This window comes from Zafaria sp. Z1313, assembly GCF_050563205.1.
Classification (GTDB): Bacteria; Actinomycetota; Actinomycetes; order Actinomycetales; family Micrococcaceae; genus JAZDCJ01.
This window is the reverse complement of record NZ_JBNWUK010000002.1, coordinates 237,037-259,974: the sequence shown is the minus strand read 5'-3', so window position 1 is coordinate 259,974 and position 22,938 is coordinate 237,037. Positions and strand designations below refer to the sequence as shown.

General features: G+C 69.9%; 18 protein-coding genes. 3 read left to right on the top strand and 15 right to left on the bottom strand.

The window, feature by feature from the left end:
* Positions 1-4 precede the first annotated feature (4 nt).
* Positions 5-2,521, top strand: a complete 2,517-nt coding sequence (locus ACQ3I4_RS04415; RefSeq protein WP_430632920.1) for a glycosyltransferase family 4 protein — start codon at positions 5-7, stop codon at positions 2,519-2,521.
* On the opposite strand, the gene ACQ3I4_RS04410 is transcribed toward ACQ3I4_RS04415, so the two are convergent.
* The 13 genes from ACQ3I4_RS04410 to ACQ3I4_RS04350 form a co-directional block, all read right to left on the bottom strand.
* Positions 2,518-4,050 carry a glycosyltransferase gene (locus tag ACQ3I4_RS04410; protein ID WP_430632919.1) on the bottom strand — a complete coding sequence of 511 codons (1,533 nt, stop codon included), beginning with the start codon at positions 4,048-4,050 and terminating at the stop codon, positions 2,518-2,520. The two genes, ACQ3I4_RS04415 and ACQ3I4_RS04410, sit on opposite strands and share 4 nt — an antisense overlap.
* Before the next feature lie 79 nt (positions 4,051-4,129).
* Positions 4,130-5,362 carry a UDP-N-acetyl-D-mannosamine dehydrogenase gene (gene wecC, locus ACQ3I4_RS04405; protein WP_430632918.1) on the bottom strand — a complete coding sequence of 411 codons (1,233 nt, stop codon included), beginning with the start codon at positions 5,360-5,362 and terminating at the stop codon, positions 4,130-4,132.
* Positions 5,363-5,569: 207 nt separating this feature from the next.
* Positions 5,570-7,696: an acyltransferase family protein gene (locus ACQ3I4_RS04400; protein ID WP_430632917.1), complete on the bottom strand. Its 2,127-nt coding sequence runs from the start codon at positions 7,694-7,696 to the stop codon at positions 5,570-5,572.
* A 61-nt stretch (positions 7,697-7,757) separates the two neighbouring features.
* Complete coding sequence (locus tag ACQ3I4_RS04395; RefSeq protein ID WP_430632916.1) at positions 7,758-9,548, bottom strand: glycosyltransferase family 4 protein; 1,791 nt, start codon at positions 9,546-9,548, stop codon at positions 7,758-7,760.
* A gap of 2 nt (positions 9,549-9,550) precedes the next feature.
* Positions 9,551-10,747, bottom strand: coding sequence for a glycosyltransferase family 4 protein (locus ACQ3I4_RS04390; protein WP_430632961.1), 1,197 nt, complete (start codon positions 10,745-10,747; stop codon positions 9,551-9,553).
* 20 nt (positions 10,748-10,767) lie between these two features.
* Entirely contained in the window at positions 10,768-11,889 is a 1,122-nt protein-coding gene (locus tag ACQ3I4_RS04385) for an LCP family protein (RefSeq protein ID WP_430632915.1), read from the bottom strand.
* Between the two features lie 97 nt (positions 11,890-11,986).
* A complete protein-coding gene (mutM, locus tag ACQ3I4_RS04380; protein WP_430632914.1) occupies positions 11,987-12,901 on the bottom strand; it encodes a bifunctional DNA-formamidopyrimidine glycosylase/DNA-(apurinic or apyrimidinic site) lyase in 915 nt (304 codons plus the stop codon).
* Positions 12,902-12,904: 3 nt separating this feature from the next.
* Positions 12,905-13,606, bottom strand: coding sequence for a ribonuclease III (gene rnc / locus ACQ3I4_RS04375; RefSeq protein ID WP_430632913.1), 702 nt, complete (start codon positions 13,604-13,606; stop codon positions 12,905-12,907).
* Between the two features lie 9 nt (positions 13,607-13,615).
* Positions 13,616-13,819: a 50S ribosomal protein L32 gene (gene rpmF / locus ACQ3I4_RS04370; protein ID WP_329860833.1), complete on the bottom strand. Its 204-nt coding sequence runs from the start codon at positions 13,817-13,819 to the stop codon at positions 13,616-13,618.
* Positions 13,820-13,821: 2 nt separating this feature from the next.
* The gene (locus ACQ3I4_RS04365; RefSeq protein WP_430632912.1) at positions 13,822-14,382 is read right to left on the bottom strand and encodes a YceD family protein; all 561 of its coding nucleotides are present in this window, start codon (positions 14,380-14,382) and stop codon (positions 13,822-13,824) included.
* 166 nt (positions 14,383-14,548) lie between these two features.
* Complete coding sequence (gene galU / locus ACQ3I4_RS04360) at positions 14,549-15,448, bottom strand: UTP--glucose-1-phosphate uridylyltransferase GalU (protein WP_430632911.1); 900 nt, start codon at positions 15,446-15,448, stop codon at positions 14,549-14,551.
* A 54-nt stretch (positions 15,449-15,502) separates the two neighbouring features.
* Entirely contained in the window at positions 15,503-15,976 is a 474-nt protein-coding gene (gene coaD, locus ACQ3I4_RS04355; protein WP_329860837.1) for a pantetheine-phosphate adenylyltransferase, read from the bottom strand.
* A gap of 39 nt (positions 15,977-16,015) precedes the next feature.
* Positions 16,016-18,106: a hypothetical protein gene (locus ACQ3I4_RS04350; RefSeq protein WP_430632910.1), complete on the bottom strand. Its 2,091-nt coding sequence runs from the start codon at positions 18,104-18,106 to the stop codon at positions 16,016-16,018.
* A gap of 85 nt (positions 18,107-18,191) precedes the next feature.
* On the opposite strand from ACQ3I4_RS04350, the gene ACQ3I4_RS04345 reads away from it, so the two are divergent.
* Together ACQ3I4_RS04345 and ACQ3I4_RS04340 are read left to right on the top strand one after the other, a co-directional pair.
* A complete protein-coding gene (locus tag ACQ3I4_RS04345) occupies positions 18,192-19,400 on the top strand; it encodes an aminotransferase class I/II-fold pyridoxal phosphate-dependent enzyme (RefSeq protein ID WP_430632909.1) in 1,209 nt (402 codons plus the stop codon).
* Positions 19,390-20,193: a spermidine synthase gene (locus ACQ3I4_RS04340; RefSeq protein ID WP_329860841.1), complete on the top strand. Its 804-nt coding sequence runs from the start codon at positions 19,390-19,392 to the stop codon at positions 20,191-20,193. The genes ACQ3I4_RS04345 and ACQ3I4_RS04340 overlap by 11 nt, the downstream gene beginning before the upstream one ends.
* Here the strand turns inward: ACQ3I4_RS04340 and rsmD are convergent.
* Both rsmD and ACQ3I4_RS04330 read right to left on the bottom strand, forming a co-directional pair.
* Positions 20,155-20,730 (bottom strand): 16S rRNA (guanine(966)-N(2))-methyltransferase RsmD, encoded by a 576-nt coding sequence (rsmD, locus tag ACQ3I4_RS04335; protein ID WP_329860843.1) that lies wholly within the window; start codon positions 20,728-20,730, stop codon positions 20,155-20,157. The two genes, ACQ3I4_RS04340 and rsmD, sit on opposite strands and share 39 nt — an antisense overlap.
* A 33-nt stretch (positions 20,731-20,763) precedes the next feature.
* Positions 20,764-22,938, bottom strand: a complete 2,175-nt coding sequence (locus ACQ3I4_RS04330) for an ATP-dependent DNA helicase RecG (RefSeq protein WP_430632908.1) — start codon at positions 22,936-22,938, stop codon at positions 20,764-20,766.

Genomic DNA, 22,938 nt, shown 5'->3' with positions numbered 1-22,938 from the left:
TCACGTGTCGAGCCATACGCTGACCAGCCTCCTCGAGAGTGCGTCCGGACTCGATGAGCAGCGGCTGGGCGAGTCGCGGCTCGGCCCGCGCCTCCTCGAGGGGATCGTGCAGGCGCCTGTACGGCTCGCGCCGGCCGACGCGGCGGCGCTGCGGGCCCAGCTGCGGATCGCCAACGCACTCTGCCCCGTGGAGGACGCCGCCGCGATCGCCCGCCTCACGGCACGGCTTGGAGCGGGAACAGAGGCGGCCCGCGTCGTGGGCCGGGTTCGCCTGGACGTCCTTCCCGAAGACGAACGCAGCGTCCTCGAAGGCATCCGCCGCAAGGCGCGCATGGATCCCGGGACCGACGCCTTCGGACTCGGAAAGGGCGTACGGTGGATCGTGCTGCCCGGGTCCTCTGGGCGGTTGACCGCGACTCAACGCTTCGTCGAGGCGGCTCCCCGCATTGACTCGATCCGCCCCGTTGCGGAACGCCTACGAGCCGTGGCAGGCGACCGGGACGCGCTGTTGTCGGCCTGCCTGGAGCTGCCTGGCACGTCCGCTCGGGATGTCGTGTTGGTGGAAGCCGACGGACGTGCCGAAATCGACGCGCTGTGGCTCGCCGGCGCGCTCGGGCTCCCGTGCGTGGCCGTCGCCCTGTCCAGCAATCCGGGCCGGCATCCGGAGCCGCCGTCCGCCTCTCAACTCAGCGGAGTCGGACACGAGTTGTGGCGGCTCAACCCGGCCACGTGGCTCGGTGTCGGGGAGTTCGGGCGCCTGGTGACCGCAAGGGATCTCGCAAGCGGCGTGGACTACCGCCAGAGGTTCATCGACCTCTCCTCGGCGCTGCGGCACATCGGGGCCGCGTCCGTGATCGGACGTGACCTGCAGCACTATGTCCAAGAGAACCCGTTGCTTCCGGACACCCTGCGCCCCGTCCACGACTGGATCCGGCGCGACGTCAAGCGGCTGCCCGACGCCGTCTCGGTCGCCGCGACCATCGCAGAAAGGCTGTGGCGGGCCGCACCGGGGAGCCGTGGCGAAACCGCGGCGGCGCAGCTGGAGTCGCTCCTGCTCGAGCGTCCACTCAGCGAGATCCCGGAGCTCGTCGCCAGCGCGGAGCACATCGGACGCACGCAGTTCTCCGATCAGCTGCGTCTGCGCCGCCTGTTCCAGGCCAACGACTTCGCAGGCGTCCTCGCCGCGGCTCCGGAGGACCCGGACCTGAACAGCCGCTGGGTGCTGGCCGAGGCCGTGGCGTCCGCGGCCCTGCTGGACCGTCTGGGAGCGAGCTGTGAGCGGACGGCCGGCGGGGCGCCTGAAGGCCGGCCGGAAACGACCGTCTGCTTCCTGCACGCCTCCTCCCCGCAACAATCAGGTGGCTACGCCATCCGCGCACACGGGATCTTCAAGGCGCTGCACGCCCAAGGCACCGACATCCGACCCGTCACGCGCCCGGGATTCCCGGTGGACCCACCGGGAGGCGCGGACGCGACGGCCAGGCCATCGGCCGATGAGGTCGACGGGATCGTCTACGGGCGTCTGGCGCCCGTGATCCCGCGCGAAGCGGGCGAGGCGCGCTACATGCTCGCGTGCGTGGACGCGTACAAGGAGGAACTCCGCCGCCAAGGGGCCACGGCGGTCCACGTCCGTTCGACCTTCCTCATCGCCGTTCCGGCGCTGATCGCGGCCCGCGAGCTCGGGCTGCGGACCGTGTACGAGGTCTCGGGGCTGTGGGAACTCGTCTACGAGGCACGCGAAGAGGCCGGCGCTTTGAACTCCCGTTCCGCGTTCGCCACGTTCTTCGAGCGCACTGCGGCCGACGCGGCGGACAAGATCATCACGATGAACACGGCGATGATCGACGTTCTGGCCTCGCGCGGGGCGGACCGGGGCAAGATCGACCTGGCCCCCAACGCGGTGGACATCTCGACGTTCACCGACACCGCCGCCGCCAAGGCCGAGCACCGCGGCGCGCGGACCGTCATCGGCTACATCGGTTCGATCGTCGACTATGAAGGGCTTGGCGACCTGCTGGCCGCGGCGGACCTCTTGCGTCGCCGCCGCGACGACTTCGAGGTCGTCGTGGTGGGCGACGGCCTCGCGCTGCCGGCGCTGAAGTCGACTGCCGCTCGCTTGAAGCTCGGCGACATCGCACAGCTGACCGGGCGGATTCCCCACGATCAGGTCCGCGACCGGTACTCCGCCATGCAGATCATGGTCTACCCGCGGCACTCGACTCCTGCGACGGACGTCGTCACACCGCTCAAGCCCTTCGAAGCCCTGGCCATGGGTAAGGCGGTCGTCGTCAGCGACGTGCCGCCATTGCTCGAGATCGCAGGCGACCACGAGAGGGCGCTGTCCTTCCCCTCGGGAGACGTGACCGCCCTGGCTTCGGCGATCGAGCGGCTGCTCGACGACGAGGCCCTGAGGACCAGCCTCGGCGCAGCGGGCCGCGACTGGGTCGCGAGGGAACGCTCGTGGGACACGGTCGTCCGCGTCTTCACCGACGCCTATCGCGAGTTGCGCGACGGCTCCTAGCGACGCCGGACAAGACGCAGCACCCGGGACAGGCGCGCCGTAGCGCGGTTCAACGGCCGCCCGCGGAGCCTTTGCAGTTCGGCGTCGGTGTGGAGCGCCCGCTCTTGGATGCGCCGAAGCTGCCCCTCGAGAGCCGCGATCCGCTCCAGCGCCCTCCCGTGGCTTCCCTGGAACGCCTCGATGCGGTCCTGGGACTTCTCGAGACGATGTCCCAGATGGCGAATGCGCCGCTCGCGTTCGACGTCTCGGGCGGCAATCGCTGAGAGGGCGCGGGCAAACTCCGCCTCGATATCGGCCGCGGGATCGACGTCGGGCGCTGCCGGGGCTTCTCCCGCGGCCAGTTCGGCCACCGCCTCGCGGGCACCCGCCGGGGACAAGAGGAGGCCGAGTTCGGCCGGGATCGTATCACGGGCAGCACACTGGGACCGGACGCGCTCGGACGCAGCCATCGACATTCTGGCGAAGAGCTCCGGATCGTCCGCGACGGCACGCAGTCCCCGGGCCAGGCCCCGCCAGTCCTCGGGTGGCGCCAGCCAGCCGCTGGATCCGTGCTCGACGAACTCCGGAACGGCGGCCACGGCGTTGGCCATCGGAACCAGCCCCGAGGACATGGCCTCGCACCGCGAGACGCCCTGGCTGTCGATGCGTCCGGGGGCGAGAAACACTCCGTGCTTGCGGTGCTCGTCCGCGATCTGGCGGGGATCGAGGAAGCCCCGCCGGATGTCGACGTTCTCGAGGCCCTGCAGCGGGGCCAGCGTGTCCTCGAAGAGCGGGCCGTCGCCGATGATGGTGAAACGAAACCTGCTCCCCCCCTCCCCCGTGGCGACGTCGTGGACGGCTTCGACCATGAGGTCGTTGCCGTAGGCCGCGGAGGTGAAGGGGCGGATCGTCAGGACACGGGTGCGATGCTCCGGGGGCTTGGCCCCCGCCGTATAGAGTTCCGAGTCGATCGGATTGGGAATGACGGCGCACAGGTTCAGGGGAACGCCTGCGTCCACGGCCACGACGTGGGACCGGAAGTAGTGCGAGACCGTCACGAACGCGACATCGAGTCCGTCGTCCGCGGACAGTTCCTGGAAGAACGCGCGGCGTGCGGCGAATGCCCTGGTTCGACGGGCGACGAGTGAGCGGAGGGCCGAGGCATCGTCCACGACGTTGAACCAGCGGCGGTACCAGGCCTCGGCTTCGAATCCGTGCAGCCAGATCAGGACGCGACGCCCCGCAAGGGCCGGCCGGATCCGGGCGAACCAGCCGGGCGAGACGAAGTGGATCAGCACCGTCCGCGGGTCGCGGTCTTCGATCAGCTCCGCAACGGCCTCTGGCGGGCCGGTCAGGACGTCTACTCCGTCATGTTGATGGCGGCTCGATACTTCGGCGGACGGGTCGACGACGCACACCTGGACGTCGGTTCCGCGGCTCCGGTAGCCCGCGACGCGGGTGTGGAGGAACGCGTTCCTGTAGGGATCGTCACTCGACGGGTAGGCGGTCGAGATGAGCATGATGCCGCCCGGGGCCGGTCCAGGGGTCAAGTCGTACCTCCGAGCTGAAGACGCGAGGGCGGACTCGGGGGTTCATTCCCCCCGGCCGCCCTCGCCTGGCTACTCCAGCTTAGCGCCACATGCCCCGGGTATCGATGACTCCCTTGCCTGCCAGTTCGTCGGCGTGAATGGCCTTGAACTGCTGGTGGTCGACGAGGAGCAGGACGACGTCGGCCCCGGCGATCGCCGCGTGGGTCTCCGCCAACTCGACATTTCCACGGCCGGCGAGGGACGCCGGGAGTTCGTGGATGTGCGGCTCGGCGACCTTGAAGTCCGCTGTGGCGAAGCGCTCAGAGAGCCGCTGGGTGATCGAGATCGCCGGCGACTCTCGCAGGTCGTCGATGTTGGCCTTGAAGGCCAGCCCCAGTACCGCCACGGTGGAGTTGGCATCGGCGCCGTCGAGGGCCTTGCCCACCTGGTCCAGGACCCACTCCGGCTTGGCGTCGTTTGTCTCCCGGGCCTGCCGAATGAGCTTGGACTCCTCGGGCGCGCTGGAGACGATGAACCACGGGTCGACGGCGATGCAGTGGCCGCCGACCCCGGGACCGGGCTGCAGGATGTTCACTCGGGGGTGGTGGTTCGCGAGTTCGATGAGTTCCCAGACATTGATGCCGAGCTTGTCGCTGATGACGGACAGCTCGTTCGCAAAGGCGATGTTGACATCGCGGAAGGAGTTCTCGACGAGCTTGGCCATTTCCGCCGTGGTGGCATCCGTGAGCAGGATCTCGCCCTGGCAGAAGGTCTGGTAGAGGTCGCGCGCGGCCTCCGCCGCTTCACGCGTGATGCCGCCGACGATGCGGTCGTTGGTGACCAGTTCGATCATGACGCGGCCGGGCAGCACGCGCTCCGGACAGTGGGCCACGAGAAGATTGTCGAGCGACAGGTCGGGGCGCAAGGCGAGGATGTGGTCGGCGAGGTGCTGCGTGGCACCGGGGGGGGAGGTCGACTCGAGAATGATGAGCTCGCCACCGCGCAACTGCGGCGCGATGTTGGTTCCGGCGGCCTCGATGTAGGACAAGTCGGCCGTCTTGTCGGCGTTGAACGGCGTCGGAACCGCCACGATGTAGGCGTCTGCGACGGGGGTCTCCAGCGAGGCGCGCAGGCGCCCCTCGGCGACGGCCTTGGCAACGTGCCCACCCAGATCGGGTTCGACGAAGGGGACTTCGCCCCGCCCCACGGCTTCGACCGTCTTAGGGTTGACGTCCACGCCGACGACGTCCACGCCGTTCGTTGCCAAAATGGCGGCGGTCGGCAGGCCGATATAGCCCAGGCCGATTACGGCGACGTTCTTGATCTCCGTCATGAAGACTTCCTTTGACTCGGTTCTCGATGGCGTCCTCGCGGATCCACCCTCATCTCGGCATGCCCGGGCATCCGTGCGCCGGGCCCTCACGGCCGTTCACGCAAAACAACGTCCAGTATAGACATGGCCAGCTGTTCCCCACCGCATTATGCGCCGTGGCACACACCGGATTCCCGCCGGGGAGGCATGGGCTCGGGAAATGATGGCTCAGTCCTTGAGGAGCCCCGTTCCTTCGAGCTGTTTCTCCATGAGCGGTGCAAGGGAACGGGCATACTCGACCGACACGTGGGACTTGTCGTAGTAGGTGATCAGGGTCCCTACGACGGGGTAGCACGTGGTGTCGTCGCAGAATCCGTTCGTCATGTCGACCTCATGGAATCCGGAGGCCGACATGGACTCGGCCGCACGGGCGATGTTGGCCGTCTGGGGGAAGGCGTCCTTCCTGGCCACCGTGCAGGCGGCCAGCTCGTCGCGATGCGTCTCGACGCACTCGGGCACATCGCGGTTGGCCATGCGCGGAATCTCATCGATGGCCACGACGTGCTTGCCGGTGTCGATCCAGCGTTGCCACATGGTGGTGAAGCCCTCCACCTGCGGATCCTCCATTCCGGCACCGGCAGCGTCCTCATACGGCCGGGTCACGGCGGAGGCAGCCGTGAAGACGGCATCGACCGCGGCATCGCCGGCAATGATATTCGCTACCTCACGGTTCTTCTCGGTACACAGCTCAGCCAAGCGCCGCGTCGCGGTGTTGCCGCCCTCCATCACGCGGTCCGCGGTCGACGGCGTGCACGCGGAACGTGTGTAGGTCCTGATGGACCAAGAGTTCCGCTGGGCCAGGACTTCGAGCGTCGGGAGCCACGCGGTGGCGTGCGAGTCTCCGACGACGGCGATCACCGCCTCGGCTTCGGAGACGGGCACACCAAGTTCGCAGCTCACGACCTCGGGATCATCGGATTCGGCCTGGCACCCCGGGAAGAGGGGGTTGCGTGCCGCGGCAGCGACCTCGGCGGGGGCTGGGAAGGGCTCCAGCTCCCCTTCGATGGGCGTGCATCCGTCCGCGAGCGCCTCGTAGCCATAGCACTCGTCACCGGAGGAGAGCACAGGACCGCGCTGGGCGTTCTGAAGCGCACCAGGGGCGAAAGCCGAAAGGGCCACGATCGCAGCCATCCCCGTGGCGGCGAACGCATACGCGCGGGGCAGCGTCTTGATCCAGGGACGGATCCGGAAAGGGTCCTCGATGAGGACCTTCGACGCCCAGGAGACGAGGATCGTCAGGAGGAGGATTCCGAGCTTGTGCCGCCAGGTAAACCCGTCGACGAAGAGGAACGGCGCGGCGACGATGAACGGCCAGTGCCACAGATACATGCCGTAACTGACATCGCCGATGAAGCGGGCCGGACGGACGGAGAGCCACCAGTGGACCCCCGTGACCGGTGTGGTCCCACCGGCCACCATGACCAGCGCGGTCCCGAGCACGGGCAGCAGCGCCGTATAGCCGGGGAACGGCGTGGACGCCGAATAGAGCAGGCCGGAGGTCAAGAGCATGGCGATACCGAGCCATCCCAGGAGGTTCCCGAGTCGCCCACCGAGTTGGCGACCCATGAAGACGAGCGCCACGAGAGCGCCGACGACGAACTCCCACATGCGGGTCGGTGTGATGAAGTAGGCCGTCGCCGGGTCGTACGCCGTAGCCGCGATCGACCACGCGAAACTCACGACGCCGACGCCGGTGAGACCCACGATCAGGACGCGCCGCGAATCCACCACGGTACCGCGGCGCAGGCGGGACACGAGGAACAGGAGACCAGTCAACAGGAGCGGCCAGACGATGTAGAACTGTTCCTCGACGGAGAGGGACCAATAGTGCTGCACGACTGTCGCGGACTCGTCCATCGCGGAGTAGTCAACCGCATCAGCGGCGAGCACCCAGTTCTGCACGTAGAGTGCGGAGGCGATGATCTGCCGGAAGGTGGTGCCCCAGGCCGTCGCCGGGATCACCGCGAGGGCGATGGCCGCGGAAACCGCGAGGACCAGGAAACCCAGCGGGAGTAGGCGGCGTACGCGCCGGCCCCAGAAGGCCGCGAGCTTGAGGTGTCCGGTATCACGGACTTCGCGGTAGATGTGGGCCGTGATGAGGAAGCCGGAAATGACGAAGAAGACGTCCACGCCCACGAATCCACCGGGAAGGCGATTAGGCCACAAGTGGTAGATCACAACGAGGAGGACGGCGACTGCCCTGAGCCCCTGGATCTCCGGCTGGAACCGGTCGAGCGCCGACGCGGGCGCGGAGCGCTGCGGTGCCTGTGATGTCGCGGCGGGCTGCGTGGCCACGGTTGCTTCCTTTCGTAGAACGGGGCGGCCTCCGGGGCCGGGTGTCGATTGGCTGGGCACCTTACCCACCGTCGACTGCCGCCGGGAGAGCCTCGTAGAGCGTGGCGTATCGCTCGGCATTGGCGGCCCACGTGCGGGACGCCAACGCCCAGGAGCGGCCTGCCGTTCCGAGCGCGGTCCGCGCTCCGGCGTCATCGAGCAGCGAACCAAGTATTCGCGCGAGCGCTTGGACGTCCTCGGCCGGGAACAGCCGTCCGGTGACTCCCTCATCGACGAGCTCGCCCAGCGCGGGCAGGGCGGAGGCGACGACCGGGCGACCAGAGGCGGAGGCCTCGACGGGCTTGAGCGGGGTCACCGAGCGGGTCACTTCGAGGTCCTTGCGGGGCACGACGAAGACGTCGAGTGCCTGATGGTAGAGGGGCGCATCCGCACGCTGCACGCGGCCGGGAAACAGGCAACGGTCGGCGATCCCCAGCTCGCGCGCCTGCAGTTTGAGGCGTGGCAGCGCCTCGCCATCGCCGACGATCAGGAGCCGGAGCGCCGGGCGCTCCCGCGCAAGGACGGCAAACGCCGCGACGAGGTCGTCGAGGCCCTCGTAGGCGACGATGCTCGAGACCGTCCCGATGTACTCGCCCGCCGGGTCGAGGCCGAGCGCCGTCCGTGCCCGTTCGGCGGTCTGCGGTTCAGCGAGGAAGGCCTCGCCGACGGCGTTCGGACAGATCGTTATCCGCGCGCGATCCACACCCTGTCGGGCGACCTCGTCCCGCATCTGTGCCCCGAGGGTCACGACGGCGTCTGCCGAACGGACAGCGTCGCCTTCCCGCTCGCGGAAGAGCCGGTAGCGTTCGGAGCCGCGTGCCTCGACTGGACGGGTCGAGGCCCATGTGTCGGCGAGCTGTCCACGGACCTCGTAGACCCAGGGAATGCCGTACGCTTCCGCCACGGCTCGCACCACGGCGGCGTTGACGAAGTGCGTCGTGGTGTGGAGGACTGATGGGCGGAACTCCTCGACGATCCCTGCGAGGATCGTGGCCTGCTGCTGCAGACGCTGCTCCATGCCGTCCGCGAGGCGCCACGGAAGAAGGCGCCGGTACTCGATGCCGTCCACGGTGTCGCGGTCCGCAGCCAGGATGCGTCCGACCTGGACCGGGTAGCCCACGCGGGTTGCCGCGAGGACGTCCCATCCTTGATCCCTCAGGGCGACCAGTGTCGAGTGGCTCCGCTGGGCGTAGCCGCTGCCGGTGTGCGGCAGGGAATTGATCAGGACGTGCAGGACGCGCCGTGGACGGCCGACGAAACCCGGGCGGGGCTCCAGCTGGATTCGCGCCCCGCGAAAGACCTGCAGCTCCGAACCAAGTCTGCTCCGCAGCGTGCCGGCGGAGCCGGTGGCGCCTTCGAGCGCTTCCAGCGCGCCGGTCATGTCGCCCATGTGCCAGCGTAGGCGGGCACGCGTCGCGCTGGCGTCAGGGGTTCCGACAGGGACGGCTTCCAGGAGCCGTTCAGCCGCCTCGACGTCCCCGATCGCGATCGCAACGTCGGCCAGGCGGCAGGCGCGCCGCGGAGCGGGGCTGAACCCGGCGGCTCGGCGCAAGGCGGCCGCGACGGAGGCGTCGTCCCCCGCGAGGACCTTGAGGACTGCTCCACACACGGAGTCGTCTCGCCGGAAGAACCCGGCGACGGAGCCCACGGCGGAGTTCAGCGCAGGATGTCCGAACCGCCTTCCCCCTTGGAGGACCAGAACGACCGGGTCATCCGAGAGGTGCTCGACGACGGTGCGCACGGTCATCAGGAGGTTGCCCGCGAGCCGCTTGAGCACCCTGAACGACTGGGCTCGCAGAAGCCGTGGTCCCACGTTCATCCTTGCCTCCTGACGACGTTCTTCCCGGCGACTACCTGCTCAAGCACTCTGATGTAGAGGCCCGCGATCAATTCGATGTCCGCGTGCCTGGCCACCCAGCCCCGTCCGTCGGCGGATACCCGGAGCCGTTCCGGCTCGTCCAGCAATCCACGCCACAACGCGGCGATGGCCGCTGGATCCGGGTCCACGAAATCCCCCACGCCTGCGGCACGTAGCACCGATTCCGCCTCGCCCTGGACAACGCACGTCAGATGGCGCCCCGTCGCGATGAGCTCGTAGGTCTTCGAGGGGATGGTCCACTTGAAGCTCGGCCAGTCGGGGCGAAGCGACACGACACATGTGTCCGCCCAGGCGTAGCAGGCGCCGACGGCGCCGGCGGGCACAGGCTCCAGGAACTCGACGGGAGCGTCGAGCCGCTCAGCCAGCGCCCGCAAGGACTGCTTCTCGGTCCCCTCTCCGACGAATTTGACCTGGACCGAGCCCTCGGCGAGTGCGGCCGCGCGGACGATCCGGTCCAGTCCCTGGCTCTCCCCGTGGTTGCCGAGGTAGAGGACTTTGAGGGGCCCGGGACCGAATTCGTGCGCCGGGACATGCGGCAGGGACGAGGGCCGCACGCCATTGGGAATGGAGACGGCCTGGATGCCGCGTCCGGCGAGCACGTCGCCGAACCCGTCGGTGACCGTCACCACCACGGCGGCCCTTCGCTGAAACCATGTCAGGACCGCGTGGAATGCGCCCGTCACGGCGCCGGGCGCCGCACCGGATTCGACGGCGAGGTCCGGCCAGGCGTCGCGCATCTCCACGACGAGGGGGCGTCGTCGGAGTCTCGAGACGAGGAAGCCGGCAAGGATCGTCGGCAGTGCCGGGATCGTGACGACGACAAGGTCGGGCCGGGGCCCGGCGAGGCCGGCGGGAACCATGACGAGCGCACCAGCCACGTTGCTCAGCAGCTTGCTGGCGCGGGACTCCCGGTGCCTGAGGAGTGGCACGCGGCGCACAGACTCCCCATACCTGCCCGGAGCGCGACGCCACGCCACGAGCCCGCCATTGTCCGCGGCCCCCCGAGCACACCGGTCGGGATGCGGCATCGGAACCACGACGTCAACGTCCCATCCATGGCGGCGGAACGCACGGATGAACCCGCTCCAACGCCGCTGCGGTGGTGTGGACTCGGGGTCGTAAGAGTGTGTCATCAAGAGGACGCGCATGCCGTTCAGCCGCCGATACCGTCGTCGGCATCCTCGGATCCCGTCGACGAGCCGTCCGTCGGCTCGTCGGTTATCGATCCGCCGAAGGCGTTCCGTCCGTGGCCCGAGGCCAGGAAGTCAGCGAGGGTGTCCGTGCGGAGGGCCCTGCGGAGTTCGGCGAGCACGGCGTCGTCGCGCGTGATGATGTCCGCTCCCCCAGGCACGGTGGCAGGTGGTCCCGTCGGAATCGTAAACATCGTGACGTCGCTTGCGCGGACGTCGCGCAGCTGGAAGGCCAGCCCGGCGAGCGTGGCGGCATCCAGGGTGTCGTCAACGCTGAGGAAGCCCGAGAACTCGGAGACCACGTCCTGGATGCGGGCCGGGTTCCCCAGGGTCTCCGCGTTGAGGAAGCGCTCCAGGACGCCCTTGACGAAGCGCTGCTGGTTCTGCACGCGGTGGAAGTCGCCGTCGGCGAAGGACTTCCGCTCGCGCACGTAGCGCAGCGCGGCGGTCCCCTCGAGCGTGATCTCGCCGGCTTCGAAGCACGACGGATTGACCTGGCCCGCGCAGAAGGGAACCGGGTTGTCCACGGTCACGCCGCCCAGCGCCTCCGTCAGCGCGCCGAACCCCTCGAAGTCGATCGAGACGATGTTGTCGATCTTGGTGTCGAGCAGGTGCTCCATGGTCTCGATCACCAAGGGGTATCCCCCGAGGCTGAGCGCGGCGTTGATCTTGCGCTCCCCGTGCCCGGGAACCTCGACCCAGAGATCGCGCACGATCGACATGACGTAGACGTTCCGCCGGTCCTCCGGCAGGTGGACGAGCATCATCGTGTCGGAGCGTTCCCCGGCCTCGCCCTTGTTCTCCTCCGTGTCGAGCCCGTCACCGCGGCTGTCGGATCCGAGGAGCAGGATGTTCCGGGAGCCGTCGTCGATGTCCTTGTCGGGGCGTTCGCTGGGAAAGGCAGAGGCAATCGTGTTGCTCCGGGAATTGAACGTCCCGGCAAGGTTGGCCACGTAGCTCCCGACGACGACGACGGCGCCGAGCACCAGGACGAGGGCCGCGGCGATCGCGATGCGTCCCCGACGGCGCTTGGGCTGGGCCCGGTGTCGCGGCTGATAGCCGGTGAGGCGCCGAGGGCGTGGCAATACGGGGCTCCTTGCCGTGCAGGGAATGGATCCCCACTACTGTAGACGCATTTTCTGTGAGATTGCTGCAGGCCCGTGCCCGGGACGGGGGCCGGATTCACCCGCGCGGAGCGCGTTGGCACCACGCGCACCAGAACGACGAACGCCCCATGAACGAGCTCCGCCGGATCACTCCCGCGCGGCCCGCGGCGAGACACCGCCGGCAGGGCCTCCCCTCCCGGCCGTAGACCTGCAGCGAGCGTTCGAAGTAGCCCGAGGATCCGTTGACGTTGACGTACAGCGAGTCGAAGCTCGTGCCGCCTTGGTCCAACGCACGGAGCATGACCTCCCGGAGGGACTCGAGCAGCCGCGCGGTCTGGCCGGGACGCATCGAGGAACAGGGCCTGTCGTAGTGGATCCTGGCGTCGAAGAGGGCCTCGTCGGCATAGATGTTGCCCACTCCCGAGAGCAGGCGCTGGTCGAGGATCGCCCGCTTGATGCCGCTTCGCCTCGAGCGGATCAGCGCGTGGAGCCCCCGGGCCGTCACGGCGGGGTCGAGGACGTCGCGCGCGATATGCGCGGCGGCGACGGGCAGGAGCGGCTCCTCGGAGCCCGTTCCTCCGGGGCCGCCGTCGCCCGTCGCCACGAGCCGGGAGGTGTGGAGGCCGCCGAAGATCCGCTGGTCGACGAAGCGCAGCTCGTCCGGGGCTCCGGCGGACGGGCTCAGGCGCAGCGTGGCCTTGAGGTGGCGTGGTTCCGGGTGGTCCTTGTCCTGGACCAGGAGTTGGCCGCTCATGCCCAAGTGGGCGACGAGCGACAGGCCTTGGCCCTCGAGCGGCATCCACAGGAACTTGCCCCGGCGGACGGCTGCCGCCAAGCGGGCGCCCCGGACCGCCGCGACGAACTCGTCCGGGCCTCCGGCTTGTCGGCGCAGGGACCTCGGATCGTGCACGGTGGCCGAGAGGACGTGGCGGCCCGCGACCCATTCCTCAAGGCCGCGGCGGACCACTTCCGCCTCGGGCAGTTCGGGCACCGCTCAGGTTCTCCGCGGAGGTTCGCTGCCCGCGGTGAGCATGCGGAAGGAGACGGCGGCGGCCTCCTGCTCGGCTTCCTTCTTGGACGGGCCGGTCCCGGACCCGTAGCGGGTTCCGTTGACCGCCAGGGTGGCCTCGAAGACGCGGGCGTGGTCCGGTCCGGAACCCTGGATCAGGTACTCGATGGTGCCGAGCTTGCGTGCGGCGACGATCTCCTGGATGGACGTCTTCCAGTCGGTGCCGGCTCCCCGCAGGGCCACGTCGTCGAGCAGCGGGCCGACGAGGCGCAGGACCAGCGCACGGGCCGGATCGATCCCCGCGCTGAGGAACACGGCGCCGATCACGGCTTCCATGGTGTCGGCGAGGATGCTGGCCTTATCGGCCCCGTTCGTCAGCTTCTCCCCCTGGCCCAGCAGGACGAACTCGCCCAGGCCCAGCGTGCGGGCGATGCCGGCGAGGGCGCGGGTGCTGACGACGGCGGAGCGCCGCTTCGCGAGATCCCCTTCGGGAAGCTCGGGGTACTCGGCGTAGAGGTGCTCCGTGACGGAGAACCCGAGGATCGAGTCACCGAGGAACTCGAGTCGCTCGTTGGTGGGGACACCGCCATGCTCATAGGCATAGGAGCGGTGCGTCAGGGCAAGACGCAGCGTCTCGGGGTCGATGTCGACCCCGAGACGCTGCGCAAGCTCTTCAGTTGAAGGCATCGAACGCGGTTAGGCGTCGGCGACCTTGCGGCCCTTGTACTCAAGGAACAGCGCAGTACCGGCGGAGTCGGTCACGACCTTGGCCTGGTGCGGCAGGCTGTAGCTGACGCGGCCGTTCTCCACGGTCTTCACCAGGTTCGGCGCGGTCGCCTTCCACTGGGAACGGCGTGCGCGGGTATTCGAGCGGGACATCTTCCGCTTGGGAACAGCCACGGCTAACTCTCTTCTCTCTCGACGGATTCGGTTTCTTGCACCGCGTCGTCCGCGGCTGTGCCGGCCAGCCCGGTGAGGGCCGCCCAGCGAGGATCAATGACCTCGTGGTGGTGGTCGGGATCATCCTCGAGACGCGTTCCGCATTCGGAACACAATCCCGGACAGTCTTCCCGGCACACCGGCTGGAACGGCAGCGCGGTCACCACTGCGTTCCGCAGGACACCGTCCAGGTCGACGAAGTCTCCCTGGACCATGTACTGCTCTGCTTCCTCCTCCTCGGGCAGCTCGCTGCCCTCGTAGTAGAAAAGCTCCTGGAGCCTCGCCCCGAGGTCGTACGCGATGGGTCCCAGGCAGCGACCGCATTCGCCGGTGATTTCGGCGAAGGCGGTCCCGGAGACCAGGATCCCTTCGTGCACGGCCTCGAACCTCAGGTCCAGATCGACTACCGATCCTTCCCGGACTCCGATGAGCGCGGCTCCGAGCTCGGCCGGTGCCGCGATCGATTCCTCCAGGGTCTTCATGCTTCCCGGGCTGCGCCCGAGGTCCTTGACCGAGAAGGCCAAGGGCGAACTGCGATCGATGCCGTGTGACGACGAACGATCGTTGCGCTTCTCGCTGATGAGGACTCCCCTAGAACATAGACCGACATTACATCTTAGCCTGAAGCCCCGAGGTTACTCAAAACGCCGACCCCGTGGCGCGTCGGTTCGGCTCCCTGCGGGTCCGTTCCTAGTCCAGGCCGGCCACGAACGACTTCAGCCACGGCCTGAGCTCGGGACCGAGGTCCCCACGGTCGCACGCGAGGGTGACGACGGCCTTGATGTAGCTGAGCTTGTCGCCCGTGTCGTAGCGGCGGCCGCGGAAGACCACGGCGTAGACGCCGCCGCCCTCGCCGTCGCGCGTGGCCAGTTCCTCGAGCGCGTCGGTCAGCTGGATCTCGTTGCCCCGGCCCGGGGCCGTGCGCTCGAGCACCTCGAACACCGCCGGGTGCAGCACGTAGCGGCCGATCACGGCCAGGTTGGAAGGGACCTCTTCCGGGGCGGGCTTCTCGACGAGCTTCTTCACCCGCACGTAGTCCTCGCCCTCGACTTCCTCGACGTCCGCGGCCCCGTAGGCGCTGATCGCCTCGGGCTCGACCTCCATGACGGCGATCACGGACCCCCCGCTCCGCTGCTGGACGTCGATCATCGTGCTCAACAGCTCGTCGCGTTCGTCGATGAGGTCGTCGCCCAGCAGGACGGCGAACGGCTCGTTGCCGACATGCAGCTTGGCGCAGAGGACGGCGTGTCCGAGGCCGCGGGGGTCGCCTTGCCGGATGTAGTGGATGTCGCCGAGGGCCGTCGCCTGCTGGATCCTGCGCAGCTTTTCCGTGTCCCCCTTCTCGGCCAGCGTGGCCTCGAGCGAGGGGACGCGGTCGAAGTGGTCCTCGAGCGCGCGCTTGGAGCGACCCGTCACCATCAGGACGTCGCTCAGGCCGGCCCGTGCGGCTTCGGCGACGACGTACTGGATCGCCGGCTCGTCGACCACGGGAAGCATTTCCTTGGGCATGGCCTTGGTGGCGGGAAGGAAGCGCGTGCCGAGTCCGGCAGCGGGAATCACGGCCTTGGTGATGCGGGTGGATGAGCTCATGATTCCGACTCTACTTGATCGGTGGTTAACGGAAGGTTGCGCGCGTCACGCAGGTCATACCCCCTGTCGAAGCCGCTGCACGACGGCGCGCGGAAGGTACTCCTCGACGTCTCCGCCGAGGGCCTGGACTTCCTTGAGCAGGCTCGAGGACAAGTGCGTATAGCGGTTGTCGGCCAGGAGGAAGACCGTCTCGATCCCCGTGAGGTGACGGTTCATGGCGGCCATCGGGGATTCGTACTGGAAGTCCGCGGTGTTGCGCAGGCCCTTGATGATGGCCTCGGCGCCGATGCCCTTGCAGTAGTCGGCCAGGAGACCCTCTCCCATGGGCTCGACGCTGATGCCGCGCAGTCCGGAGACGGTCTCGCGCACCATGGCGATCCGTTCCTCCTCCGAGAAGCGGTACTTCTTGGAGTAGTTCGTGGAGACCACCACGACGATCTCGTCGAAGAGGCTGCTGGCACGGGCGATGATCTCCACGTGGCCCTTGTGGATCGGGTCGAAGGAACCGGGGCATACGGCGCGTCTCATGTCCCCGAATCTACCCGAGCGCGCCGTCAACGGGGCACATTAGCCGAGGACCCTCCGGTACAGCCGGGCACCGCGGGCGTAGTAGAGGCTCCCGTCGGGGGCGCGCACCATGTGCTGGCCCTCGCCGACGGCGGTGACGCCCAGCGTCTCCTTGTCGATGCGGTGGATGCCTCCGCCCCAGCAGCCGTACAGCACGTCGCCTCCGTCCGTGAGGGTCCGGCCCGTGACATAGGACCCGGAATCGGCCCGCTGGGAGTGCCGGCCCACCCGCACGACGTCCAGGGAGGCCGGGTCCAGCTCGAAGACCGCGTTGGAAGAGAGGCCCCAGAGCCGGCCGCGCGCGTCGAGGACCAGTGCCGCGATGTTCGGATCGCCCGGGACCGGGATCCGCGAGGCGAGTACCCGCCCCGAACGCACGTCGAAGGCGAGGACGCGGCCGTCCCCCGCCCGGGCCGCGCGGCTTCCCAACCCGGCGGCTCCGCCGGTTCCCGCGAAGACCGTTCCGGACGCCGGATCGGCCGCGAGGCACAGCGGCGACTGGCCGGGCACGATCCCACGGTGGGTTTCCACCGAGCCCGCCGCCACGTCGACGACGGAGAGGGCGCCGTCGCTCTGCCCGTAGACGGGCGTGGTCGCGACGACGGCGAGTCCTCCTGCCGCTTCGACGATGGCCACGGGGCGGTCCTGTCCGTCGGGAATGCGCAGCCCGCCGTCGTCCGCCGCGGACGGGGGGTCCCGCGGCGGCGTCGACGGACCGGAGCCGAGCCGACGGATCACCGCACCGGGATACGCGCCCGCGAGCACCGCCCCGTCGACGACGCCGAAGGACTCGACCTGCCCGCTCGAGGCGAGGCGGTCGAATGCTCCGCCGGCCGGGTCGTAGCGGCGCACATGGCCGGTGCTGGCGAGCGCGGAGACGAGGATCCGGCCCTGCGGGTCGACGCCGAGGGAGCGGAGGCGCAAGGCCCCCGGCGCGACGTCGGAGGCGTGGCCGACGTCCTTACCGGCTTCCAGGTCCCAGCCCAGGATGCGGCCCGAGGCGTTGACCGTGACGAGCGTGGGCGATCCGCCACCGGACTGCGGCCGGAACACGGCGCCGCCGCGGAACCGGCTCACCACGAACCCGCCGGGCAGGGGCCGCGAACGCCCCTCCGCACCGTCGTAGCAGTGGACGCGGTGCTCCTCGTCGGTCCAGTAGACGTCTTCGCCGTTCTCAGCTGCCACGAGCCCGGGCAGGACCCCGTCGAAGCGGTCCACCCACCGGCCGTCGACGAGGTCCCTGACGTAGACGGCCGCCTCGGACTCGACACGGGCGAAGAGGTGGCGCCGCGTCGCGGCCACGTCGTAGACGAAGTCGCGGCGCGGGGCGTCGGGCGGCGGATCTGGCAGGTCGATCCGGGCGGTCTCGCCGTCCGCGAGCCGCACCCGGAAGACGGCGGGGTCCTCGGTGCCCGTACCGACGTAGGCATGGCCTCCGCGGACGGCGACGCCGATCGCGTAGTCGTTCCCCTCCCCGAGGCTCCCATGGCTCGTCCACGTGCCGCGGGCCGGGTCGTAGTGGTGGAGGCGGGCATCGGGGTAGCTCGTCACGAGGAATCCGCCGTCCGGCAGCGCGGCCGCCCGCTGGAAGTACGGCGACTCGACGCCGTCCGGCCCGTCGATCTCGCTCAGCTCCCATCCCCCGGGATCCAAGAGGTAGACGCGTCCCTGCGTGGTGCCGAGGAGGACCCGGCCGCTGGCCGCGTCCGCCGCCAGGGCCCAGACCGTCGCCGAGGCGTCGCCGTCCTCGTCCAACGGACGGTCCGCGACGCGCCGTCCGGTCCGCAGCGAGACGATGCTGACGCGGGCCGGCGCGCCGGAGGCCACCATGACCGCGACGGCCACCCCGTCGCTTCCCTCGGTGAAGGCCGCCGCCGGCACCACGACCGTCTCCATGGGGGTCCCGAGCGCGTGCTCGCCGGGACCGGGATCCGGCGGCGGCACGAGCGGAAGCCCGGGACCGCCGGGGCCCGGCGCCTGGGGGTCCCGGAGCGTCGAGCCGGCGAGGCCCAACGCGATCATGGTGGACAATGAGACGGACAAGACGGTGCGCCGGGAGACGCCGGCGCGATCCTCGGGGTGTGTGCTCATGACTCGTTCCAGCATCTCACGGCGCTTCCGGGGACGTGAACCGGGACGATCGGGGCGTAGGCCCGGGATCGCGGGAGGAGAGAACATGAGCGGTGGACTTCCGTGGCAGCGTGCCGCACAAGGGGCGCATCTCCTGGACGATGACGGCCGGCCGCGCCCGACGATCTTCGAGGAGCTGACGGAACTCGCACGGCTCCACGGCGCGATCAACCTGGGACAGGGCTTCCCGGATGCCGACGGGCCGCAGGAATTGAGGGACATCGCCCGCGGCCACGTGGCCGACGGACTGAACCAGTACGCACCGGGCCGTGGCCTCCCGGTGCTGCGGCAGGCCGTGGCAGCGCACCAGCAACGGTTCTACGGCCTGACGCCCGATCCCGACGACGAGGTGCTGGTCACGACCGGCGCGACCGAGGCCATCGCCGCGTGCATCCTGGGGCTGGTCTCCCCCGGCGACGAGGTCGTCACCCTGGAGCCGTTCTACGATTCCTACGGCGCGCTGCTGTCGATGGCGGGCGCCGTGCACAAGACCATCCCGCTGCGCTGGCCGGACTTCCAGCCGCGGGCCGAGGACATCGCCGCGGCCATCACGCCGGGGACGAGGATGGTCTTCCTCAACACGCCGCACAACCCCACGGGCACGGTCCTCGGGACGGAGGCCCTGGCCCTGATCGCCTCCGCCGCCGAGCGGGCCGGTGCGGTGATCGTCAGCGACGAGGTCTACGAGCACCTCGTCTTCGACGGCAGCCACGTCCCCGTCGCCACCCTCCCCGGCGCGTGGGACCGCACGCTGACGATCGGTTCCGCCGGCAAGACCTTCTCCCTGACGGGATGGAAGGTCGGGTGGATCACCGGCCCGCGCGAGCTCGTGGCCGCCGTCCGGACGGTCAAGCAGTTCCTCAGCTACAGCTCCGGCGGCCCCTTCCAGGCGGCCGTGGCGCACGGTCTCGGCTATCCAGACGCCTTCTTCGCCGCCGTGGCCTCGGACCTCGCCTCGAAGAGGGAGCTGCTGGCCTCCGCGCTGACCGACGTCGGATTCCGTGTCAACGCGCCGGCCGCGGGCTACTTCCTCATGGCCGACGCCGCGGACCTCGGCGTGGACGACGCCGTGGCTCTCGCCCGGGAGCTGCCCTCGACGACGGGCGTCGCCGCGGTCCCCGTCGGCGTCTTCGCGCTGCCCGGGAACGCCGGTTCCTACGCGAGCCTCCTGCGCTTCGCGTTCTGCAAGCACCGGGACGTCCTCACCGCGGCCGGCCGGGCCCTCTCCGAGCACGGGGTCCTCCGTGCCACGTAGCCGCCAGGACGGCACCCGTCCGCCCCGGCGCAGCATCAGGATGTCCTCGGGGCTGACCGCCGAGATCATCGAGGACCCGCTGCAGCCGGAGGGACGCGTCCTCCTGTTGGGCGGGGCCGAGCAGTCCCACGTCTACCCCGGGCAGCCGGAACGCATCTTCTACGAATACCTGCAGCGGGCCGCGCACGTCGTCGACGCGGTGTTCCCGGGCAGCGCCCCCGTGCGGGCGCTGCATCTGGGAGCCGGCGCGCTGACGCTGCCCCGCTACCTCGAGGCGAGGCGTCCCGGCTCGCGGCAGACCGTCGTCGAGATCGAGAGGGAGCTGGTCGACTTCGTCCTGACGTCGCTGCCCCTGCCGGCGGAGGCCGACATCGAGTGCGTCACGGCCGACGCGCGCGACTTCGTGGAGGGATTGCCGGCGGGCTCCGCGTTCGACGTCGTCTTCCTGGACATCTTCACGGGTCCCGACTCCCCCGCGCACCTGGCCGATCCGGCCTTCTACTCGCTCCTGGCGGGGCGCTGCGCCCCCGGGGGGACGGTCGTGGTCAACCTCGGCGACGACGCCGGCATGGCGTTCGCCCGCCGGCAGGTCCGCTCCCTGCAGTCCGTCTTCGCGGACGTCTTGGTCACCGCGGAGGCCCGGCTCTTCAGCGGGCGCTACTCCGGCAACGTCATCGCGGCCGGTTCCCACACGCCCTTCGACGCGTCGACGGCCTCGGCCGTCGACGCCGCCGGACCGCACCCGGCGACGACGCTATGCGGGAGCGACGCCGACGCCTTCGGCGAACCATAGGACCGTTTCCCCGTAGCGCCTCTCCCCCGTGCGCTCGAGGGCCGCGGGCCATTCCGGTTCCGGGGAGCGCGAGGAACGCTCGACGACGACGAGTCCGTCCGGCGCGACGTGCGGCGCCACGACCTCGAGGCAGCGGGCCAGCTCCTCCTCGGCGAGGGGGTAGGGCGGGTCGAGGAAGACCAGGTCCCAGTCCGTCCCGAGGCTGCGCACGATCGACGGCGCACGGCCCTTGACCACGGACACCGTCTGCGCCCCCAGGGCCTTGTTGATCCTGGCGGCGTTGGCCTTGGCCGACTTGAGGGCCGCCGCCGAGACGTCCACGAGCACGACCCGATGGGCGCCGCGGCTCGCCGCCTCCAGGCCCAGGGCCCCGCTGCCGGCGTAGAGGTCCAGCACGCGGCACCCCGAGACGGCGTCCAGGTGGTCGAGCCTGGCGAAGAGCGATTCCTTGACGCGGTCCGTCGTGGGACGCGTCCCGTCTCCGGAGACGGAGGCCAGCGTCAGCCCGCCGGCCGCGCCGCCGATAATGCGGCTCACGAGGGGACCTCCGGCGCGACCGCGCCGCCAGCGTCATCCGCGTTCAAGGTAGTCCTTCCGCTCGTCGTCGAGGCCGGCCACGATCCCGGCCAGGACGGGGTGGTTCCGCAGCAGGGGGTCGGCATCCACGATCCGGCGGGCCGCCTGGCGGGCTTGCTCGATGAGGGGCGCGTCCCGCACGACCCGGAGCAGGCGCAAGGTGCTGGCTGTTCCGGACTGGGAGGAGCCGAGGATGTCGCCTTCCTTGCGCTGGGCGACGTCGAACTCCGCCAGGAGCGTGCCGATGCTCGTCGTGGCGACCACGTCGAGCCGCTGACGTGCCGGGTGGTCCTGAGGCAGGCGCGTGACCAGGAGACAGGTCCCCTGGTGGACTCCACGACCCACGCGCCCGCGGAGCTGGTGCAGCTGGGCCACGCCGAAGCGGTCGGCGTCGAGGACCACCATGAGCGTGGCGTTGGGGACGTCGACGCCGACCTCGACGACGGTCGTCGCCACGACCAGCGGGATGGCTCCCGAGGCGAAGCCGGACATCACGGCGTCCTTTTCCTCGGGCCCCAAGGCGCCGTGCAGGGCCTCGATGCGGATCCCTGCGAGCGCAGGGTGCTCCCCCAGCCGGGCCATGGTCTCCGTGACCGAGGCGGTCGACGCATCCCCACCGGGCCCGGCGTCGGATTCGTCGCCGATCCGCGGGCAGACGACGAAGACCTGCCGACCGGCGTCGATCTCCTCGCGGCTGCGCCACCAGAGCCGGTCCTCCCAGCCGGGGTGCTCGTGCAATGCGGCGACGTGCGTGGCGAGAGGGAGCCGGCCTTCCGGAAGCTCGTCGAGCGTCGAGACCTCCAGGTCCCCGAAGACGGTCATGGCCAGGGTCCGTGGGATCGGCGTCGCGGTCATGACCAGGACGTGCGGAGCTGTCCCCGAGCGGGTCCGCAGGGCGTCGCGTTGCCCGACCCCGAACCGGTGCTGCTCGTCGACCACGAGAAGGCCGAGCTCGGCGAACTGGACCATGTCGGACAGCAGCGCGTGGGTTCCGACCACGATGTCGACGGCGCCGGAGGCGATGTCCAGCAGGACCTTCTTCTTCGCGGTGGAGGGCATGGAGCCCGTGAGCTGGGCGATCGAGCAGGCCGTCTCGGGCGCCCCGAGCTGCCCGGCCTCCCCCAGGGGGCCGAGGAGCCGGCTCAGGGAACGGAAGTGCTGGTCCGCGAGGACCTCGGTGGGCGCGAGGAACGCGACCTGCCCGCCGGCGTCGACGACCTGCAGCATCGCACGGAGGGCCACGACCGTCTTGCCCGAACCCACTTCCCCTTGGAGCAGCCGGTTCATGGGGTGCGGCTGCCCGAGCTCCGTGGAGATCTCCGCGCCGACGCCGATCTGCCCGTCGGTGAGCGTGAACGGCAGGCGGGCGTCGAAGGCCTCCAGGAGCCCTCCGGCCCGCGGCGGGCGGGGCGAGGAGGGACGGGCCATCCGCTCGGCCCGCCGGATGGCCAGCGCGGTCTGCAGCTGGAAGGCCTCCTGGAAGCGGAAGCGGCGGCGCGCTCCCTCGGCCTCGATGAGGTCAAGGGGCGCGTGGATGACTCCGTAGGCCTCGTCGAGGCCCATGAGGCGCTCGGCGCGGAGGACCTCTGCCGGCAGGGGATCGGCCACGCCGTCGAGGAGGTCGAGGCGCAGGAGCGTGTCGACCGCCTTGCGGATGCGCCAGCTCGGAAGGGACCCGGTCGCGGGATAGATCGGGACGGGCCCCAGATCGGCCTCGTCGAGGGCATGGTCCTCGGGCAGCACCTCGAAGTCCGGGTGGCTCAGGGTCTGCTGGTGGCGGTAGACCCCCACCCTTCCTGCCAACATGACCCGGGCCCCCGGAAGCAGTTCGTTCATCGCCTTGCGGGAATTGAAGAAGGAGACAGCGAGGGTCCCCTGGGAACCTTCGCCCTCGTCGGCGACCTCGACCTCGGTCAGGAAGCCCTTGCGGTGGTGCATCTTCCGGGTCGAGGCCCGCACCACCCGCGCGACGACGGTCACGAGCTCGTCGTGCGGCAGGCTCTCGAGATCGGACAGCGCCCCGCGCTCCACGTAGCGGCGGGGAAAGTGGTTCAAGAGCCCACCGGCCGTCGTGATCCCCAGTTCACGGGACAGGATCTTGGCCGTCGGCGGGCCCAGGAGGCGCTCCAGCTCCAGCTCGAGCGCCTGGGTCCGGCTCGTCACGCCCAT

What these genes read in the sequence shown, in the direction of transcription:
- wecC (WP_430632918.1), bottom strand. Translation starts at nt 5,362, where the DNA reads ATGACGGAGATCAAGAACGTCGCCGTAATCGGCCTGGGCTATATCGGC.
- ACQ3I4_RS04390 (WP_430632961.1), bottom strand. Translation starts at nt 10,747, where the DNA reads ATGACACACTCTTACGACCCCGAGTCCACACCACCGCAGCGGCGTTGG.
- rnc (WP_430632913.1), bottom strand. Translation starts at nt 13,606, where the DNA reads ATGCCTTCAACTGAAGAGCTTGCGCAGCGTCTCGGGGTCGACATCGAC.
- galU (WP_430632911.1), bottom strand. Translation starts at nt 15,448, where the DNA reads ATGAGCTCATCCACCCGCATCACCAAGGCCGTGATTCCCGCTGCCGGA.
- coaD (WP_329860837.1), bottom strand. Translation starts at nt 15,976, where the DNA reads ATGAGACGCGCCGTATGCCCCGGTTCCTTCGACCCGATCCACAAGGGC.
- ACQ3I4_RS04350 (WP_430632910.1), bottom strand. Translation starts at nt 18,106, where the DNA reads ATGAGCACACACCCCGAGGATCGCGCCGGCGTCTCCCGGCGCACCGTC.
- ACQ3I4_RS04345 (WP_430632909.1), top strand. Translation starts at nt 18,192, where the DNA reads ATGAGCGGTGGACTTCCGTGGCAGCGTGCCGCACAAGGGGCGCATCTC.
- ACQ3I4_RS04330 (WP_430632908.1), bottom strand. Translation starts at nt 22,938, where the DNA reads ATGGGCGTGACGAGCCGGACCCAGGCGCTCGAGCTGGAGCTGGAGCGC.